Annotated in this window: 19 protein-coding genes and 1 riboswitch; of the genes, 12 read left to right on the forward strand and 7 right to left on the reverse strand. The window is 68.9% G+C overall.

Annotated features, from left to right (window positions below):
- Positions 1–1,074 carry a Flp pilus assembly protein CpaB gene (cpaB, locus tag D9601_RS01370; protein WP_198352145.1) on the reverse strand — a complete coding sequence of 358 codons (1,074 nt, stop codon included), beginning with the start codon at positions 1,072–1,074 and terminating at the stop codon, positions 1–3.
- A 60-nt stretch (positions 1,075–1,134) separates the two neighbouring features.
- Positions 1,135–1,596, reverse strand: coding sequence for an A24 family peptidase (locus D9601_RS01375; protein ID WP_198352146.1), 462 nt, complete (start codon positions 1,594–1,596; stop codon positions 1,135–1,137).
- Between the two features lie 56 nt (positions 1,597–1,652).
- Between D9601_RS01375 and D9601_RS01380 the strand changes: the two genes are divergently transcribed.
- Complete coding sequence (locus D9601_RS01380) at positions 1,653–2,642, forward strand: alpha/beta fold hydrolase (RefSeq protein ID WP_198352147.1); 990 nt, start codon at positions 1,653–1,655, stop codon at positions 2,640–2,642.
- Positions 2,632–3,726, forward strand: a complete 1,095-nt coding sequence (locus D9601_RS01385) for an NAD(P)/FAD-dependent oxidoreductase (RefSeq protein WP_198352148.1) — start codon at positions 2,632–2,634, stop codon at positions 3,724–3,726. Before D9601_RS01380 ends, D9601_RS01385 begins: the two co-directional genes overlap by 11 nt.
- A gap of 75 nt (positions 3,727–3,801) precedes the next feature.
- On the opposite strand, the gene rnhA is transcribed toward D9601_RS01385, so the two are convergent.
- Positions 3,802–4,260 carry a ribonuclease HI gene (rnhA, locus tag D9601_RS01390; protein WP_198352149.1) on the reverse strand — a complete coding sequence of 153 codons (459 nt, stop codon included), beginning with the start codon at positions 4,258–4,260 and terminating at the stop codon, positions 3,802–3,804.
- A complete protein-coding gene (gene thrB, locus D9601_RS01395; RefSeq protein WP_198352150.1) occupies positions 4,257–5,201 on the reverse strand; it encodes a homoserine kinase in 945 nt (314 codons plus the stop codon). The genes rnhA and thrB overlap by 4 nt, the downstream gene beginning before the upstream one ends.
- A gap of 140 nt (positions 5,202–5,341) precedes the next feature.
- On the opposite strand from thrB, the gene D9601_RS01400 reads away from it, so the two are divergent.
- The gene (locus D9601_RS01400; RefSeq protein ID WP_198352151.1) at positions 5,342–5,764 is read left to right on the forward strand and encodes a hypothetical protein; all 423 of its coding nucleotides are present in this window, start codon (positions 5,342–5,344) and stop codon (positions 5,762–5,764) included.
- Between the two features lie 15 nt (positions 5,765–5,779).
- Here the strand turns inward: D9601_RS01400 and ispH are convergent, their stop codons facing one another.
- Positions 5,780–6,763, reverse strand: a complete 984-nt coding sequence (gene ispH, locus D9601_RS01405) for a 4-hydroxy-3-methylbut-2-enyl diphosphate reductase (RefSeq protein ID WP_198352152.1) — start codon at positions 6,761–6,763, stop codon at positions 5,780–5,782.
- 116 nt (positions 6,764–6,879) lie between these two features.
- On the opposite strand from ispH, the gene D9601_RS01410 reads away from it, so the two are divergent.
- The 7 genes from D9601_RS01410 (at position 6,880) to D9601_RS01440 (ending at position 13,397) form a co-directional block, all read left to right on the forward strand.
- A complete protein-coding gene (locus D9601_RS01410; protein ID WP_198352153.1) occupies positions 6,880–7,515 on the forward strand; it encodes a hypothetical protein in 636 nt (211 codons plus the stop codon).
- A gap of 81 nt (positions 7,516–7,596) precedes the next feature.
- Positions 7,597–7,688: riboswitch (glycine riboswitch) on the forward strand.
- Between the two features lie 160 nt (positions 7,689–7,848).
- Entirely contained in the window at positions 7,849–9,042 is a 1,194-nt protein-coding gene (gene gcvT / locus D9601_RS01415) for a glycine cleavage system aminomethyltransferase GcvT (protein WP_198352154.1), read from the forward strand.
- A 1-nt stretch (position 9,043) separates the two neighbouring features.
- Positions 9,044–9,415: a glycine cleavage system protein GcvH gene (gene gcvH, locus D9601_RS01420; RefSeq protein ID WP_198352155.1), complete on the forward strand. Its 372-nt coding sequence runs from the start codon at positions 9,044–9,046 to the stop codon at positions 9,413–9,415.
- Between the two features lie 122 nt (positions 9,416–9,537).
- The gene (gcvPA, locus tag D9601_RS01425) at positions 9,538–10,896 is read left to right on the forward strand and encodes an aminomethyl-transferring glycine dehydrogenase subunit GcvPA (protein ID WP_198352156.1); all 1,359 of its coding nucleotides are present in this window, start codon (positions 9,538–9,540) and stop codon (positions 10,894–10,896) included.
- Positions 10,893–12,467 (forward strand): aminomethyl-transferring glycine dehydrogenase subunit GcvPB, encoded by a 1,575-nt coding sequence (gcvPB, locus tag D9601_RS01430; protein WP_198352157.1) that lies wholly within the window; start codon positions 10,893–10,895, stop codon positions 12,465–12,467. The genes gcvPA and gcvPB overlap by 4 nt, the downstream gene beginning before the upstream one ends.
- Positions 12,468–12,503: 36 nt before the next feature.
- The gene (locus tag D9601_RS01435; RefSeq protein ID WP_198352158.1) at positions 12,504–13,019 is read left to right on the forward strand and encodes a CcdC protein domain-containing protein; all 516 of its coding nucleotides are present in this window, start codon (positions 12,504–12,506) and stop codon (positions 13,017–13,019) included.
- A gap of 210 nt (positions 13,020–13,229) precedes the next feature.
- Complete coding sequence (locus D9601_RS01440) at positions 13,230–13,397, forward strand: hypothetical protein (RefSeq protein WP_198352159.1); 168 nt, start codon at positions 13,230–13,232, stop codon at positions 13,395–13,397.
- Between the two features lie 39 nt (positions 13,398–13,436).
- Here the strand turns inward: D9601_RS01440 and D9601_RS01445 are convergent, their stop codons facing one another.
- The gene (locus tag D9601_RS01445) at positions 13,437–13,997 is read right to left on the reverse strand and encodes a hypothetical protein (RefSeq protein ID WP_198352160.1); all 561 of its coding nucleotides are present in this window, start codon (positions 13,995–13,997) and stop codon (positions 13,437–13,439) included.
- A gap of 117 nt (positions 13,998–14,114) precedes the next feature.
- On the opposite strand from D9601_RS01445, the gene D9601_RS01450 reads away from it, so the two are divergent.
- On the forward strand, positions 14,115–14,519 hold the full coding sequence (locus tag D9601_RS01450; protein WP_198352161.1) for a hypothetical protein: 405 nt from the start codon (positions 14,115–14,117) through the stop codon (positions 14,517–14,519).
- A gap of 31 nt (positions 14,520–14,550) precedes the next feature.
- On the forward strand, positions 14,551–16,080 hold the full coding sequence (locus tag D9601_RS01455; protein WP_198352162.1) for an aminoacyl--tRNA ligase-related protein: 1,530 nt from the start codon (positions 14,551–14,553) through the stop codon (positions 16,078–16,080).
- 103 nt (positions 16,081–16,183) lie between these two features.
- Here the strand turns inward: D9601_RS01455 and trhO are convergent, their stop codons facing one another.
- Positions 16,184–17,104 carry an oxygen-dependent tRNA uridine(34) hydroxylase TrhO gene (gene trhO / locus D9601_RS01460; RefSeq protein ID WP_198352163.1) on the reverse strand — a complete coding sequence of 307 codons (921 nt, stop codon included), beginning with the start codon at positions 17,102–17,104 and terminating at the stop codon, positions 16,184–16,186.
- Positions 17,105–17,242 lie beyond the last annotated feature (138 nt).

Genomic DNA, 17,242 nt, shown 5'->3' on the forward strand with positions numbered 1-17,242 from the left:
TTACTTGTTCCCCCCGACCGGCACCACGGTCACAGAATTGCCGCGCGCGACGCGCACCACCGGTCCCGTCGGGACGCCGGCGGCGGCACCGCCCGCCACGGTCGCATTGGGCGCCCCCGGGGCGCCGCCGGGCATCGGCACGCCCGCGGTATTGACGCCGCCGGCTACGGCGGAGCCGGACGCCTTGGCCGGCACGGTCGACCGCTGGAAGCGCGACACGTCACCGCCGGTGGCGAAGGTCGAATTGCCGACCTGCGGCTGGCTGGCGACGGCGAGCATCATCGCCTTTTCGGCCTTGGCATCGCCGTTCGCCGGCACCTTGACGCCGCCGTTGGCGATCGCTTCCTCGAGCTCGGCGGGACTGTCCGCCAGGCTGCGCAGCGACAGCGACAGGTCGCCCAGTGTCTTGGCCACCGCGATCTGCTCCGCCATCTTGGGCGTCGCCTCGAAGGTGACGTTGGAATAGTTGCTGACCTTGGTCTTGCCGTCCTCGCCGACGACATTGTCGGTGCGCTGGTCGGTGGCGAGCACGCGGATATTGCGCATGATCGTTTCCGACACCTTCAGCGGGGCGCCATCGCCGCCGCCGGCGACCGACTGGGTGAGGACCAGGTCGACGCGGTCGCCCGGGAAGACGAAGCCCGCCACCGCCGCCTGGCCCGACACGCTGACCGTCACGGCGCGCATGCCCGGCCCGAGCGCCGCGGCGAGAAAGCCGCGATCGCCCGGCTTGACCAGCGCGCCGGTGGTCACCGGCTGGCCCGCGGTGATGGCATTGCGCACCACCGTGCCCTGCAGCGTTTTGAGATCGGTCGTGCCCTTGATATAATAAGCACCGTCGACCAGGTCCTTCGGCCACGGCTGGAACTTCAGCGCGGTGGCGTCGAGGATCGTGCCGACGGGCAGGGCGCGGGTCGCGACCAGCACTTCGGGGCCATCGATCACGGGCGCCGGCTGACCCATGGCGGATGCCTGGGGCGTGGCGGCGCCGCTGATCAGCGTCTTGGCGAAGAATGCCGTGATGCCGGCGACCAGCAAGGCGCCCACCAGCAAAACGAGCTTGCGACTATCCATTGTACTTGGGGCCTTTCAGCGCACCGGCAGTTGAACCGGCATCACATTGCATTGGAACGGTTAAAATCCGGTTGGCGATATTGTGAGCAGCGCCGCGGCGGCGATGGCGACGCCATAGGGCACCTCCACTGCACCGGACCGGCGGCGCAATTTGCTGTCGACGAGCATCAGCGCGGTGATCACGCCCCCGGCCAGCGCCATCAGCATCAGCATGTTGAGCAGCGCGCCCGCCGGCAGCCAGAGCGCCAGCGCGGCGATCATCTTGACGTCGCCGCCGCCCATCCAGCCGGCCGCGAAGACGCCCGCGAAGATCAAGAAGACGGCGAGGCCGATACCCAGCTGCCAGGCGACGTCGCCCAAGCCGAGGCCGTTGGCATACCACCAGAGCGGCGCGGCGAGCGCGATGGCGGCATTCTTCCAATTGGCGATCTCGCGCCGGCGTGCATCCTCGACACCCGCCGCGATCAGCAGCAGAGCGAGCGCGCCGGCCAGCGCCACGGCAAGAAGTTGATGCCACCCCATGACCCGTGACAGGTAGATGATATGGCTTGCGAAAACGTAACCACGACGCGCCGCCGATGAACCGGACCCGGACGATCGCCGATGCGGACGTCGATTCGGCCCGCGCGCTGCGGCGATCATGGCCGGCGGGATCGACCCTGTCGTGCTGGACCGCACCCGACGGCTGGGCGCATCGCCGCTTCGACTGGCCCCATGCCGATCCGCGCGGCCGCGTGCTGGTGCAGGGCGGGCGCGCGGACATCATCGAGAAGTTCCTCGAGGTGATCCACCACCTTCACGACCGCGGCTGGTCGGTAACCGCGTTCGACTGGCGCGGGCAGGGCGGGTCCGGGCGGCTCGCCGCCGATCCGCGCGTCGGCCATGCCGCCAGCTTCTTGCCGTGGATCGCCGATCTCGGTGACTTCTGGCGGGGATGGCGCGCGGAGGCGGACGGGCCGGCGGCGCTGCTCGGCCATTCGATGGGTGGGCATCTCGCCTTGCGGGCGCTGATCGAGCGGCGGATCGATCCCGATTCGCTGGTGCTGGTCGCGCCGATGCTCGGCGTCCGCTCGCCGGTCGGCGCGCGGATCGGCGGCTGGCTGGCGCGACTGATGACCATGGCCGGCGATCCGGCCCGCCCCGCCTGGAAGGTACGCGAGGATGCGCGCTCGAGCGGCCATCGCCAGCGGCTGCTGACCCATTCGGCCGATCGCTACGCCGACGAGGCCTTCTGGTACGGCCAAGCACCCGATCTGCTGCTCGGCCCGCCGAGCTGGGCCTGGGTGCGCGAGGCGCTGGACGCCTGCGCGCGGCTGCAGCGCGACCCACGGTTGGCGCAGGTGACGACGCCGACGCTGATGCTGGTGGCGGAGGCGGACGGGCTGGTCGACGCGGCGGCGGCGATCCGCGTCGCGGCGAAGCTGCCCGATTGCCGGCTGGAGCGGTTCGGCGCCGAATCGGCGCACGAGATATTGCGTGAGGATGACGCGGTGCGCCGGCGCGCCTATGGCCTGATCGATGCCTTCCTCGCCGACCCCCATTCGTTGACCGTGCCGCATGATCCATGACGTCGCGATCGTCGGTGCGGGCATCGCCGGGGCCAGCCTTGCCGCGGCGATCGGCGATGCCGCGCGCGTGCTGCTACTCGAGGCGGAGGACCGACCGGGCTATCATGCCACCGGCCGCTCCGCGGCCTTCTGGTCGGAAACCTATGGCGGCCCGGCGATTCAGCCGCTGACCAGCGCGTCGGGCGCGACGCTGCGCGACGGCGGTTACCTCGATCCGCTCGGCTCGCTGCACATCGGCCGGGCGCAGGACGCGGCGGCGGCCGAGGCCTTTCTCACCGCCTTTGCCGGATCGGGCGTCGCGCTCGACACGGTCGATCCGGCCGGCGTCGTGCCGGGGCTGCGACCCGACTGGACGATCGGCATCGCCGAGCCGACCTGCGCCTATATCGACGTCGCGGCATTGCATGGCGATTACCTCGCCGCCGCGCGACGGAGCGGCGGCACCCTGGTCACCTCGGCCGTCCTTCGTGGAGCCGCGCGGCAGGACGGCGTCTGGCGACTCGACACGGCGGCCGGTCCTTTCGCCGCGCGACTGCTGGTCGACGCGGCAGGTGCCTGGGCCGATGGAATCGCCCGACTCGCCGGCGTGCCGCCGCTCGGCATCACGCCGCACCGGCGCACGATGGTGCAAATGCGCACCGACCCTGCGCCGCCGCCGCGCCTCCCCTTGGTCGAGGACATCGCCGGCAGCTTCTATTTCAAGCCGGAGGCGGGTGGCCGGCTGTGGCTGACCCCCAGCGACGAAACGCCGAGCGACCCGTGCGACGCCGCGGCGGAGGAGATCGACGTCGCGGTCGCGATCGACCGGTTCGAAGGCGCGGTCGACTGGCGCGTCGCCGGACTGGAACGGCGCTGGGCCGGGCTGCGCAGTTTCGCGCCCGACCGGTTGCCGGTCTATGGGTTCGATCCCCGCATGCCGGGCTTCTTCTGGTTCGCCGGTCAGGGTGGCTTCGGCATCCAGACCGCGCCGGCAGCGGCAGCGCTGGCGGCGGCGCTGCTGCTCGACCGGGCGCCACCCGCCTTCGTCGGGACGATCGACGTCGACCGCTACGCGCCGACCCGCTTCACGGATGTGTCCGGCTGATCGATCGGACTCGTCCGGGATCGGGCGGCGCCCTTAAGCCGTCATCCGCCGGCCCGACGTGTCAGGCCGCAAAGATCAGGCGGCTGGCTTCCCCGCCGCGATCGCCGCGTCACTCGCCAATTTGTCGGCGCGTTCATTGTCGGGATGGCCGGCATGGCCCTTCACCCAGATCCATTCGATCTCGTGCCGCTGGGTCGCGGCGAACAGGGCCTGCCATAGTTCGGCATTCTTCACCGGCTTCTTGTCCGCGGTCTTCCAGCCGTTCTTGCGCCAGCCGTGGATCCAGCGTGTCAGGCCGTCCATCACATATTTGCTGTCGGTCGACAGCTTGACGTGGCAGGGGCGGGTCAGCAGTTCCAGCGCCTTGATCGCGGCGGTCAGCTCCATGCGGTTGTTGGTGGTCATCGGCTCGCCGCCGGACAGTTCCTTTTCATGGCTGCCGAAGCGCAGCACCGCGCCCCAGCCGCCGGGCCCCGGATTGCCCTTGCACGCGCCGTCGGTGGCGATCTCGACCAGGCTGGCCGGCGTCGTCATGCGAACGCCTCCGGATGGGCGTCGTACCAGTCGAGCCGGCGCAGGTAGGCGAGCGGGTCCTTACGCGTCACCAGCGCATCGGCGGGCGTGTTGAGCCAGTCCCAGGCGCGGGTCAGCAGGAAGCGGATGCAGGCGCCGCGTGCCAGCACGGGCAGTGCGGCGCGCTCTTCCGTCAGCAGGCGCGGGCCGTAGCCGGTCATCAGTGAGGCGCCGACACCGGGAAGTGGCGTGCCGACGGGATCGAAAGCCCAGGAGGTGTGCATCACGGCGACGTCATAGGCTCGCAAGTCGCGGCAGGCGAAGTAGAAATCGATGAGCCCGGTGACCTGTGCGGCGAGCATCAGCACATTGTCGGGGAACAGGTCGGCATGGATGACGCAGGCGGGCAGGTCGTGCGGCCATGCCGCCTCGACCTCCGCCAGCGCGGCATCGACGCGGGCGAACAGACCGGGCGCGATGGTGTCGAGGTCACGGCCGCAGCGGTCGAGCAGCGGCCGCCAGGCGGCGACGCCCAGACTGTTGGGCCGCCCGCCGTCGAAATCGGCGACCGCGGCGTGCAGGTCGGCGAGCGCGGCGCCGGCGGTACGGGCCTGGGCGGGGGTGGGGCGGGTCACCGACACGCCGGGCAGGAACTGGATCAGGCAGGCCGGCCGGCCCTCCAGCGTCTGGATTGCGATGCCGTCGCGGTCGCGGATCGCCGGCGGCACCGGCAGCCCGCGCGCCGCGAGATGGTCGAGCAGCGCCATGAAGAAGGGCAGGTCGCCGGCGTCGACGCGCTTCTCGTACAGCGTCAGGATGAACCGGCCATCATTGGTGTCGACCAGATAGTTGCTGTTCTCGACGCCCTCGGCGATGCCCTTGGCCGACACCAGGGCGCCGACGTCATAGCGTTCCAGAAAGCGGCCGAGCGCCTCGGCCGAGACCTGCGTATAGACTGCCATGCCACTCCCTGCCCCGATCCTGCACCTCCTGCCCGCCGCCGCGCCGGAAGGAAAGGGCAGGATGACGCGCTATTCACTGGCGCCTTGGATTATCCCCCGCCTACAAGCCCTTGGTCGACAACGACACGAAGGAAGCCGCCATGCCGATCGCGTTCCTGCTCGCCCCGCTTGCCGCTCAGACCGCCGCCGCGCCCGTGGTGCTCGATCCGCCCGCCGCGATCGCTTTGGCGGAGGCGCATCCCGAACGGGCGAACAGCGGCACCTTCCGCATGACGGTCGCCGCCACCGATCGCAATTTGAAGGCGGTGTTCCTGAACTCCACCCCCGACTATCGCGGGGCCGACGACGTCACCTTCTCGATGCGACCGATCGTCGCGAAGATGCTGGAGAAGAAATACGGCCAGCCGCCCGAAACCTATCTCAAAGGCAAGACGGTGACGGTGCGTGGTCGCATCCGCGCGCGGCCGATCGCCAATCTCGTGGTCGGACGGCCGCGTTCGCTGGCGCGCTACCAGCACACGGTCGAGATCGAAAACGTCGACCAGATCGTCGCCATCGACTGACCCAAAACCGCCACCTCAAGCCGCTGCTTCGAGCCCGCGCGGCAGCTTGAAGGCGATCGTCTCCCGCGTCGTCTCCTCTTCCCGTTCCGTGACGTCGAAGCGGGTGGCGAGACGGTCGACCAGTTCGCGGACCAGCAGTTCGGGCGCGGAGGCGCCGGCGGTGATGCCGAGCGTGCCGACCCCGTCGAGGAACGACCAGTCAAGATCGTCGGCGCGCTGGATCAGCCGCGCCGGCGTCCCCTCGCGCTCGGCCACCTCGACCAGCCGCAGCGAATTGGACGAATTGGGCGCGCCGATGACCAGCAAGGCGTCGCACGATGCCGCGATCACCTTCACCGCCGCCTGACGGTTCGACGTGGCGTAGCAGATGTCCTCGCCACGCGGACCCTGGATAGACGGGAACTTATGCTGCAGTGCAGCAACAACCGCCGCCGTGTCGTCCACCGATAGCGTCGTTTGCGTGAGGAATGCGAGGTTTGACGGATCGACTGGGGTGAAGGCGGCGACGTCCTCGACCGTCTCGATCAGCGACATGGCGCCAGCCGGCACCTGACCCAGCGTGCCGATCACCTCCGGATGGCCGGCGTGGCCGATGAACACGATGTGCCGGCCTGCATCGACATGCCGTTCCGCCTGGCGATGCACCTTGGAGACCAGCGGGCAGGTAGCGTCGAGATAGTCGAGGCCACGATCCTGCGCCGCGGCGGGTACCGACTTGGGCACGCCGTGCGCGGAGAAGACCACCGGCTTGCCGTCGGGTACCTGATCCAGTTCCTCGACGAACACGGCGCCCTTCGCCTTCAGCGTGTCGACGACGAACTTGTTGTGGACGATCTCGTGACGGACATAGACCGGCGCGCCATGCTTCTCGATCGCCAGTTCGACGATGCGGATGGCGCGGTCGACACCGGCGCAGAAGCCGCGCGGCGCCGCGATCAGCAGTTCGAGCGCGGGTTTGTCGCCGGCGGGCGCCGGAGCGGTCGGAACGATGGAGGCCATGGCGCACGCTCTACGCGATTGCTTGCGTGCACGAAAGGCGCTTCCTATGGTGCGCGCCGCTTGGCCGGGGCGACCCGGTCTGATGTGTCGCCCGTTCGAAAAGGTACGCGTTCACCGTGAAAAGCTCGCTTCTCGCCCCTTGCGCCCTCGCGCTCGTCCTCGGCGGCTGCGCCGGCAAGGGCGAGGTGGTGGAAGGCGGCATCTCGGCCGTGCGCTCGGCCTGTCCGACCGTCGGCGTCGCCGCGGGGACCGGCGACGTCACGCTGTTCGATCCGGCGACCAGCCAGGATGCCAGCGCGATCGATGTTGTTGCTGACATGACCAACGTCCGCGGCACGTGCAACGATGCTGGCGAGCAGATCGCGACGACGGTGACGTTCGAGGTGCTCGCCCGCCGCACCCGCACCGACTCGGCGCGCGATGTCACGCTGCCCTTCTACATTGCGGTGGTGCGTGGCGGGACGCAGGTGACGGCGAAGCGGATCGGCCAGGTCCGCGTCCACTTCGACGCCGGGCAGGCGCGCGCGCAGGCGACCGGGCAGGCCTCGACCCAGGTGGCGCGTGCCGCCGCGACGCTGTCCGACGACGTGCGCCGCGAGCTGACCAAGAAGCGCAAGGCCGGTGAAGAGGATGCGGCGACCGATCCGTTGAGCCGGCCCGATATCCGCCAGGCGGTGCTGAGCGCCTCGTTCGAGGCCTTGGTCGGGTTCCAGTTGACCAACGACCAGCTGAAATACAACGCACAACGCTGAACCGTCGATCGGTCGTTTGCCGATTGACTTGGCACGGGCGCGCAGTCAGAGCGGGGCTAAGTCGATGCGGGGCAACCCGCATAGGCGCGCGCGGGAGAGAGCCTTCGTGAAGGGGGCCGCCGAAGGAGCAACCACCCCGGAATCTCTCAGGCACACGGGACCGCGCGACGGCCATCGACACTCTGGAAAGCGCCCCTTTCAGGGGCCACCGAAGGGGTAAGCCCGCACGGCGCGCCGGCGCGGGTCAAAGCTCTCAGGTTCCGTGACAGAGGGGGTTTCCGACAGGAGGCGGCACGTCGCCGCGGCCTGTTGCCCTTTTGAAAGGCCCGGGTGATGAGCGACGCGGTGATCGAACAGGCGCAGGACGCCGAACTGGAACGGCTTGACGGCGAAGCGGACGAGCCCGCGATCCAGCATCTTCCCCTCGACGGCTGGCATCGCGCCCGCGGCGGCCGCATGGTGCCGTTCGCCGGCTATGAGATGCCCGTCCAATATGAGGGCATCATGGCCGAGCATCTGTGGACGCGTGAGAATGCGGGTCTGTTCGACGTCAGCCATATGGGGCAGGTCGGCCTGACCGGCGACGGCGTGGCTCAGGCGCTCGAGGCGGTGCTGCCGGGCGACGTGGCCGGACTCGCGGCGGGAAAGATGCGCTATTCGCTGCTGCTCAACAACGAGGGCGGCATCCTCGACGACCTGATGGTCACGACGCTGCCCGAAGGGCATCCGTTCGGCGATGCGAGCCATTACATGGTCGTCAACGGCGCGACCAAATATGACGACGTTGCCTATCTGCTCGACGTGCTGCCCGAGGACGTCGTCATCAACCTGATGGACGAGCAGGCGCTGCTCGCGTTGCAGGGGCCGAAGGCAGTCGACGCCCTGGTGCGCGTTGTGCCAAGCGTGGATACGCTGGTGTTCATGACCGCCGGCGCGTTCAGCTGGAACGGCACGCCGCTGTGGATCAGCCGTTCGGGCTATACGGGTGAGGACGGCTTCGAGATCTCGCTGCCGGCCGACATCGCGGAAGGCTTCGCCACTGCACTCTGCGCGCAGCCCGAGGTCAAGCCGATCGGCCTGGGCGCGCGCGACTCGCTGCGTCTTGAAGCCGGCTTGCCGCTCTATGGCCACGATCTCGATCCGGAGACGACGCCGGTGATGGCCGATCTCGGGTTCGCGCTGTCCAAGCGGCGTCGCGAGGCGGCGGACTTCGCTGGCGCCGCACGCATCCTCGACGAGCGGGCGAACGGCCCGGCGGTGAAACGCGTCGGCCTGTCGGTCGCCGGGCGCCAGCCGGTGCGCGAGGGCGCGAGCGTCGTCGACGCCGACGGCGCCATCATCGGCCGTGTCACCTCGGGCGGCTTTGCACCGAGTGTTGGTGCGCCGATCGGCATGGCCTATGTGCCCGCCGTGCTCGCCACGCCGGGCACCCAGCTCAAATTGATCCAGCGGGGCAAGCTCCACGACGCCACCGTCGCGGCGATGCCCTTTGTTCCCCACCGCTATATCCGTGCAGGAGCCAAGTGAGATGAGCCGTTACTTCACCGAAGACCATGAGTGGATCGACGTCGACGGCGAGACCGGGACGGTCGGCATTTCGGATTACGCCCAGGGCCAGCTCGGCGACATCGTGTTCGTCGACGTGCCTGAAGAGGGCAAGCAACTGAGCAAGGGCGACGAGGCCGCGGTGGTCGAGTCGGTCAAGGCCGCGTCGGACGTCTATTCGCCGGTGTCGGGTCATGTCATCGAGGGCAATGCCGCGCTCGGCGACGATCCGTCGCTGGTCAATTCCGATCCGGAAGGCGACGGCTGGTTCTTCAAGATCACGCTGACCGATTCGTCGGAGCTCGAGGATCTGATGGACGAGACCGCCTACGAGGCGTTCGTCGCGAAGCTGTGATTGATCAAGCCCCTCCCCATCAGGGGAGGGATTGGGGTGGGGCGCCTCCACGGGCGATGGCGTTCGGGGCGAAACCCCACCCCTTGCTCCTCCCCTGAAGGGGAGGGGTTGAGGAGTAACGAATGCGCTACCTGCCCCTGACGTCCCCTGACCGCGAGGCGATGCTCGCGACGATCGGTGTCCATCACATCGACGAACTGTTCGTCGACGTGCCCGAGGCGGCGCGACTGGACGGGCCGATCGCCGGCCTGCCGCTGCATGCCAGCGAATTGTCGGTCGAGCGGCACATGAGCGCACTTGCCCGCAAGAACATGGTCGCTGGCGAAGTGCCCTTCTTCCTCGGCTGCGGCGCCTATCGGCACCATGTGCCAGCCTCGGTCGACCATCTGATCCAGCGTGGCGAGTTCCTCACCGCCTACACGCCCTACCAGCCGGAGATCGCGCAGGGCACGCTGCAGATGTTGTTCGAGTTTCAGACGCAGGTCGCGCGTCTGCTCGGCACCGACGTTGCCAACGCCAGCATGTACGACGGCTCGACCGCCTGCTGGGAGGCGATCGGCATGGCGCGGCGCATCACCAAGCGGGCCAAGGCGATCCTGTCGGGCGGGCTGCATCCGCATTACGTCAGCGTCGCCAAGACCATGGCGAAATACACTGGCGATGCGCTGGAAACCGCCTTGCCGACCCTGAGCGCGGATGCTGACGTCGATGCTCTGGTCGCGGCGATCGACGACGACACCAGCTGCGTCGTGGTGCAATATCCCGACATCCTCGGACGCATCGTCGACCTGCAGCCGCTCGCCGACGCCTGTCATGCAAAGAAGGCGCTGCTGATCGCGGTCGTCACCGAGCCGGTGGCGATGGGGGCGGTCAAGGCGCCGGGCGAGATGGACGCGGACATCGTCGTCGGCGAGGGCCAGTCACTGGGCGTCGGCCTGCAGTTCGGCGGCCCCTATGTCGGCCTGTTCGGCTGCAAGGACAAATATGTCCGCCAGATGCCCGGCCGTCTGTGTGGCGAGACGGTCGATGCCGACGGCAAGCGGGGCTTCGTGCTGACGCTGTCGACGCGCGAGCAGCATATTCGCCGCGAGAAGGCGACCAGCAACATCTGCACCAACTCGGGCCTGTGCGCGCTGGCCTTCTCCATCCACATGACGCTGCTCGGCGAGGCGGGGCTGCGCCGGCTGGCGGGGATCAACCATGCCCAGGCGTGCCGCGCCGCGGAGCGGCTGGCGCAGGTGCCCGGCGTGCGGGTGGTCAACGACACCTTCTTCAACGAGTTCACGCTCGACCTCGGCAAGGAGGCGCGGCCGATCGTGCGGACGCTCGCCGACCGCGGCGTGCTGGCCGGCGTCTCGCTCGGCCGGCTCTATCCGGGGGAGGCCAGCCTGGCCAACGGACTGGTGGTCGCGGTGACGGAGACGGTGACCGACGAGGATATCGAGGCGCTGGCCACGGCGCTTGAGGAGGTGCTGGCATGACGATCAACCAGAGCGGCTGGAAGCCGACCGCACCCGAGGCGAAGGATGGCGGGGCGCCGGCGACCTTCACCGGCAATCGCGCGCTGATGCTGGAAGAGGCGCTGATCTTCGAGATCGGCGACGACAAGACGACCGGCGTCGACTTCCCGGCCGGCGACGTGGCCGGATCGCGGCTCGGCGATCTGACGCGCAAGGCGCCGATCGGCCTGCCCGGCCTGTCGGAGCCGGAGACGATTCGTCACTACACCCGCCTCAGCCGCCAGAATTACGCGATCGACCTCGGCCTGTTTCCGCTCGGCTCGTGCACGATGAAGCACAACCCGCGGCTTAATGAGAAGATGGCGCGGCTGCCCGGATTTGCCGACGTCCACCCGCTGCAGCCGGTCGACACGGTGCAGGGTGCGCTGGGCGTGATCAACGAGCTCGCCTTCTGGCTGATCGAACTGACCGGCATGGAAGGCGTCGCGATGAGCCCCAAGGCGGGCGCGCATGGCGAATTGTGCGGCATACTGTGCATCAAGGCGGCGCTGGAGAAGCGGGGCGAGGGGCATCGCAAGGTGGTGCTGGTGCCGGAGAGCGCGCATGGCACTAACCCGGCCACCGCCGCCTTCGCCGGCTTCACGGTCGAGGACATTCCGGCGACGGCCGACGGCCGGGTCGACCTGGCGGCGCTGGAGGCGCGGCTGGGTCCCGACGTGGCGGCGGTGATGATCACCAACCCGAACACCTGCGGCCTGTTCGAGCGCGACCTCAAGAAGATCAGCGATGCGGTGCATGCCGCGGGCGGCTACGTCTATTGCGACGGCGCCAACTTCAACGCGATCGTCGGACGGGTGCGGCCGGGCGACCTCGGCGTCGACGCGATGCACATCAACCTGCACAAGACCTTCTCCACCCCGCACGGCGGCGGCGGGCCGGGGTCGGGGCCGGTGGTGCTGTCCAAGGCACTGGCACCGTTCGGGCCGCTGCCCTTCACCGCGCGCCATGCCGACGGCCATATCCAGCTGGTCGAGGAGGAGACGGCAGGCGACGATCATCCCGATACGTTCGGGCGGATGACCGCCTTCCACGGCCAGATGGGCATGTTCACCCGCGCGCTGACCTATATCCTCAGCCACGGTGCCGACGGCCTGCGCCAGGTCGCCGAGGATGCGGTGCTCAACGCCAATTACATCCTGCGCAGCCTCGAGGACACGCTCGACGCGCCGTTTGCAGGCAGCGGCCCGTGTATGCACGAGGCGATCTTCAGCGATGCCGGCCTGGCCGAGGGCTTCTCGACGATCGACATCGCCAAGGCGCTGATCGACGAAGGCTTCCACCCGATGACCATGTATTTCCCGCTGGTCGTCCACGGCGCGATGCTGGTCGAGCCGACGGAGACCGAGTCGAAGGCGGGGATCGACCAGTTCGTCGGTGCGCTGCGATCGGTGGCGGAACGGGCCAAGGCGGGCGACCAGAGCCTGAAGACCGCGCCGCATTTCGCACCGCGGGCCCGGTTGGACGAGACGCTGGCGGCGCGCAAGCCGGTGCTGGTATGGAAGGAACGGCCGCTGGCGCAAGCCGCGGAGTGACGCTAGCCTCCACCCCGGTAACAGGGGTGGGGACTCATGCAGACACACGATACGCAAGGATGGATCAGCTACGCCGTCACCGCCGTGATCATCGCGGTGGTGATGGCGCTGCGCTGGCGGCGCATGCAGCGGGTGCAGCCGCTGAAGCTGGAGCGGCTGTGGATCGTGCCGGCGCTCTATGCCGTGGCGCTGGTTGCGACCTTCTCCGCCAAGCCGCCGCATGGCCTCGCCTGGCTGTTCTGTCTGATCGCGCTCGGCCTCGGCGCGGCATTGGGCTGGCAGCGCGGCAAGATGATGCGGCTGACCGTCGACCCGGAAACGCATAGCCTCAACCAGACGGGATCGCCGGCGGCGATGCTGTTCCTGCTGGCGCTGGTTGCGGTGCGCACCGGCGCGCGGCAGGTCGCCGGCGTCGAGGGCGCGGCGATGGGCTTCGACCCGATGGCGGTGACCGACATGCTGATGGCGCTGGCGCTCGGCCTGTTCACCGCGACCCGGATCGAGATGTACCTGCGCGGCAAGCGCCTGCTCGCCGAGGCTGTGCGCCCCTGACCGCACATCGGTCGGTGACGGCGCCTGCCGTCGGGCCGGGGCGGTGGGCAAAGTTGACGAAGTTCGCGCATAGACGCGGGGGCACCGGCCGGCGGCCGGGGGCCCGGCGAGCGAGCATCGCTGCCCTAAGATTGATCTAAGTCACTGTAATTGCTGGGAACGCCCAGCGCTCGGGCCGGTTGATGCCGTCCTTCCAGCGGAGTGACGGCGATGGCTCAGAAAGGTGCGGGCGGGAATCCGGGTGCGGTGACCGCGAAAGGTGGCGACCATGCGCGCGGCAGCTTGGGAACCGGGCGTGGCGGCGGCACGCGGACCGGCGCGAAGAAGACCGCGACCGATCATGCCGCCGACGAGGGCGAGAGCGACAACACGGGTTAGAAGATCAACGGCGCCTGACCGCTCCGCGGGCCGGCCGGATCAGGGCCGCGCCGGCAGTCGGTAGATCTGCTCGCCGTGTCGGACCATCGTCAGCGAGGGACCGTCCTCGTCCATGCCGAGGTCGAGCCGGTCGCGGGTATCGCCGTTGAACAGGCGCAGGGTGGTCGCGCCGGTCGGCTCGGCGATGAACATCGCATGCTGTCGCGTCTTGTCGTCGAGCGTCAGCAGCACGTTGGAATAGCCGTGATCGACGGTGGCATAGCCGCTGCGCTCCTGCCCCTCGGCATCGAACAGCAGCATGCCCGACATCGTGTCCTCCGGACGGCCGCCGCGGCTGCGGAGCTGACGTCCGGCGACGATCGCATGCGGCAGCGGCGCGGCGATCTTGACCCTGGTGATGCCATGCGTGTCGACGACATCGAGCGCGCGGACACGCAATACGTCGTGGATCCCGGCATCGGCCTGAGCGGCTGTCGCCCGCCCGGCGACGGCGGTGCCGATCGCGGCGATCGTGCTGATCGCGGCGACCGCCACGACGAAGCGGTTGCGCCGTTCCAGCCGCGCGATGCGCTGGTTCAAGTGACTCGTGACGTCGTCCATGCTGACCCTCCTGTTCTGTGTTATCGGCATAGCACACTTGGGTCGCGCTCGCGACCCCGACCGTGAGCGCCCATTCCATTCTATGATGGGAGAGGGGCACAGCGAACGGGGCACAGGATGTTCTTCATCACCTGGGGCGCGAAGACGGTGGTGATCGCGCTCGGATCGGTCGGCGTGTTCTACTGCTCGACATGCGAGAAGGATCGCACCTTCGTCCGCTGGCTGGCCTATCGTCTGTGGCACATCCTGTGGCTGTGCCGCTGGCCGGTCAGCAAGACCTACCGTCAGGACTGTGAAATCTGCGGCCGCGGCCAGGAGCTCGACCCGGCGGAGGTCGAGGCCGAACTCGGCGGCTCACCGATCCCGCTGATCGACCGCTTCGGCTGGACCGTCGCGGTCGCGATCGTAATCGCCCTGTTCGGCATCGGCCATTTAAACTCCCGGCCGCGTCCCGTGCCGGCCGACTATCGCGTCGCGCACCCGCTGTCGGATGGCAGCAGCGATCGCACCGCAGGGGGGTGACGGGTCGGGCGGCTTTGGCTAGGCGGGCGGCATGAAGCACGCCCTGTCCGTCACCCGCGCCGCCGACTTCGCCGCCTGGTATCAGTCCGTCATCGCCGAGGCCGATATGGCCGAGGAATCGGGGGTGCGCGGCTGCATGGTGATGCGGCCCTGGGGCTATGGCATCTGGGAGCGGATGCAGCGACTGCTCGACGACCGCATCCGCGGCCTCGGCTATGACAACACCTATTTCCCGCTGTTCATCCCGCTGTCCTATTTCGAAAAGGAGGCGGAGCATGTCGAGGGCTTCGCCAAGGAGATGGCGGTCGTCACGCACCATCGGCTGGTGCCGGACGGCAAGGGCGGGCTGATGCCCGATCCGGAGGCGAAGCTGGAGGAGCCGCTGATCGTCCGGCCGACGTCGGAGACGGTGATCGGCGCCGCCTTCGCGCGCTGGGTGCAATCGTGGCGCGACCTGCCGGTGCAGATCAACCAATGGGCCAATGTCGTGCGCTGGGAGATGCGCACGCGCATGTTCCTGCGCACCGCCGAATTCCTGTGGCAGGAAGGGCATGCGGCCTATGCCAGCGCCGACCAGGCGCGTGCCGAGACGATGAAGGCGCTGGAACTCTACCGTAGCTTCGCCGAGGACTGCGCGGCGATGCCGGTGATCGCGGGCGAGAAGCCGGAGAATGAGCGCTTCCCCGGCGCCGTCGAGACCTGGTCAATCGAGGCGATGATGCAGGATGGCAAGGCGCTGCAGGCCGGCACCAGCCATTTCCTCGGCACGCATTTCGCCGAGGCGCAGAACATCCGGTTCCAGAATGCGGAAGGCGGGCTGGAACCGGCGCAGACGATCAGCTGGGGCATGTCGACGCGGATGATCGGCGGACTGATCATGACCCACGGCGACGACGACGGGCTGCGCGTGCCGCCGCGGCTGGCGCCGTGGCAGGTGGTGATCGTGCCGATGCTGCGCGACCAGCCGGAGGATGCGGCGCTGCTCGATTATGCGCGCGACATCCAGGCGGAACTGGCCAAGCTGAGCGCGTTCGGCGAGCCGTTGCGCGTGCTGGTCGACGTCAAGGCGACCAAGGCGGCGACCAAGCGCTGGGGCTGGGTCAAGAAGGGCGCGCCGGTGGTGATCGAGATCGGCGGCCGCGACATGGCCGGCGGCAACGTCTCGGTGATCCGCCGCGACCGGCTGTATCGCGAGGACGGCAAGCTCGACAGCCAGGTGCAGGCGCGCGGCGGCTTTGTCGGCGCGGTCGCCGATCTGCTCGTCGCGATCCAGCGCGGGCTGCACGAGGAGGCGACGGCGCGGTTGAAGGCGGCGATCACGCCGGTCGACGACTGGGCGGCGGTCGAGGCGCATTTCGCCGAGACCGTGAAGAATCCGGGCTGGGTCGACGTGCGCTGGTCGAAACCGACGGGTGCCGCGCTGGACGCGGTGGTCGAGCGGCTGAAGGCACTGAAGCTGACGATCCGCAACGCGCCGCACGGGCAGGGCGCGATCGAGGGGGCGTGCGTGTTCACCGGCGCACCGGCGGTCGAGCGGGTGCTGCTGGCGCGGGCTTACTGACGGCCGTTCCGCCCCACCCTCACCCTATCGGTCGCTGTGCGACCTCTTCCCTCTCCCATTGGGAGAGGGATGGAGCGGCGAAGTCGCGGAAGGGTGAGGATCGTCAGTCCTGGTACCTGGCCCCGACGTGCGCCTCGCCCCGTTCGGCGGCGAGCGTGACCTGGCGGTGGCGTTCCGCCGCGCGTGCCTTCGCCTCGGTGTCCCGGCTAGCGTGGCAATGGGGACAACTGACGCCCTCCTCGTAGAGCGGCGAGGCGCGATCCGCCGGGCTGACCGGCATGCGGCAGCCGCGGCACAGGCTGTGGCTGCCCGGCGCTAGGCCGTGGCCAACCGCGACACGCTCGTCGAAGACGAAACATTCGCCCTGCCAGCGGCTGTCCTGCGCCGAAGTCTCCTCCAGATATTTGAGGATGCCGCCCTTCAGGTGGAAGACGTCCTCCACCCCTTCGGCTTTCAGGAAAGCGGTCGCCTTTTCGCAGCGGATGCCGCCGGTGCAGAACATCGCGACGCGCGCCTTGCCGGCGAGCAACTCGTCGCGATGGGTGCGGAACCATTCGGGGAAATCGCGGAAGGACGCGGTATGCGGATCGACCGCCCCGGCGAACGTCCCCACCGCGACCTCGTAATCGTTGCGCGTGTCGATCAGCAGCGTCGCCGGATCGGCGATCAGCGCGTTCCATTCCGCCGGAGCGACATAGGTGCCGGTGTCGGTCGGGTCGATGTCCGGCTGGCCCATGGTGACGATCTCGTTCTTCAGCCGGACCTTGGTGCGGTGGAAGGGCAGGGTCGCGGCGGCGGAGAATTTGACGTCGAGATCGGCGCAGCCGGGCAGGGCGCGGATGTGGGCGAGGACGGTGTCGACGCCGCTCTGCGGGCCGGCGATGGTGCCGTTGATGCCCTCGCGGGCGAGGAGCAGGGTGCCGCGCACGCCGTGCGCCTCGCACACAGCGAGCAGCGGCGCGCGGAGGGTGGCGGGGTCTTCGAAACGGGTGAAGTGGTAGAGGGCGGCGACGGTGACGGACATCGGCGGGGCTTTACGGGATTCGCACGGAGACGCGAAGACGCGAAGTTTCTGGTTCGCGCGGAGGCGCGGAGGGGCATGCACCTGGTCGGATCATGCGCTTTTACCGTCATGCCGGACTTGTTCCGGCATCCACCGCGC

This window comes from Sphingomonas sp. MA1305 (assembly GCF_016107325.1).
Lineage (GTDB): Bacteria > Pseudomonadota > Alphaproteobacteria > Sphingomonadales > Sphingomonadaceae > Sphingomonas.

Excerpts from the sequence above, each read along its gene's own strand:
- D9601_RS01440 (WP_198352159.1), top strand. The coding sequence starts at position 13,230 with ATGGCTCAGAAAGGTGCGGGCGGGAATCCGGGTGCGGTGACCGCGAAA.
- trhO (WP_198352163.1), bottom strand. The coding sequence starts at position 17,104 with ATGTCCGTCACCGTCGCCGCCCTCTACCACTTCACCCGTTTCGAAGAC.
- D9601_RS01450 (WP_198352161.1), top strand. The coding sequence starts at position 14,115 with ATGTTCTTCATCACCTGGGGCGCGAAGACGGTGGTGATCGCGCTCGGA.
- gcvPA (WP_198352156.1), top strand. The coding sequence starts at position 9,538 with ATGCGCTACCTGCCCCTGACGTCCCCTGACCGCGAGGCGATGCTCGCG.
- D9601_RS01445 (WP_198352160.1), bottom strand. The coding sequence starts at position 13,997 with ATGGACGACGTCACGAGTCACTTGAACCAGCGCATCGCGCGGCTGGAA.
- D9601_RS01380 (WP_198352147.1), top strand. The coding sequence starts at position 1,653 with ATGAACCGGACCCGGACGATCGCCGATGCGGACGTCGATTCGGCCCGC.
- rnhA (WP_198352149.1), bottom strand. The coding sequence starts at position 4,260 with ATGACGACGCCGGCCAGCCTGGTCGAGATCGCCACCGACGGCGCGTGC.
- D9601_RS01375 (WP_198352146.1), bottom strand. The coding sequence starts at position 1,596 with ATGGGGTGGCATCAACTTCTTGCCGTGGCGCTGGCCGGCGCGCTCGCT.
- gcvH (WP_198352155.1), top strand. The coding sequence starts at position 9,044 with ATGAGCCGTTACTTCACCGAAGACCATGAGTGGATCGACGTCGACGGC.
- D9601_RS01385 (WP_198352148.1), top strand. The coding sequence starts at position 2,632 with ATGATCCATGACGTCGCGATCGTCGGTGCGGGCATCGCCGGGGCCAGC.
- D9601_RS01400 (WP_198352151.1), top strand. The coding sequence starts at position 5,342 with ATGCCGATCGCGTTCCTGCTCGCCCCGCTTGCCGCTCAGACCGCCGCC.
- ispH (WP_198352152.1), bottom strand. The coding sequence starts at position 6,763 with ATGGCCTCCATCGTTCCGACCGCTCCGGCGCCCGCCGGCGACAAACCC.
- D9601_RS01435 (WP_198352158.1), top strand. The coding sequence starts at position 12,504 with ATGCAGACACACGATACGCAAGGATGGATCAGCTACGCCGTCACCGCC.
- D9601_RS01455 (WP_198352162.1), top strand. The coding sequence starts at position 14,551 with ATGAAGCACGCCCTGTCCGTCACCCGCGCCGCCGACTTCGCCGCCTGG.
- gcvT (WP_198352154.1), top strand. The coding sequence starts at position 7,849 with ATGAGCGACGCGGTGATCGAACAGGCGCAGGACGCCGAACTGGAACGG.
- thrB (WP_198352150.1), bottom strand. The coding sequence starts at position 5,201 with ATGGCAGTCTATACGCAGGTCTCGGCCGAGGCGCTCGGCCGCTTTCTG.
- gcvPB (WP_198352157.1), top strand. The coding sequence starts at position 10,893 with ATGACGATCAACCAGAGCGGCTGGAAGCCGACCGCACCCGAGGCGAAG.
- cpaB (WP_198352145.1), bottom strand. The coding sequence starts at position 1,074 with ATGGATAGTCGCAAGCTCGTTTTGCTGGTGGGCGCCTTGCTGGTCGCC.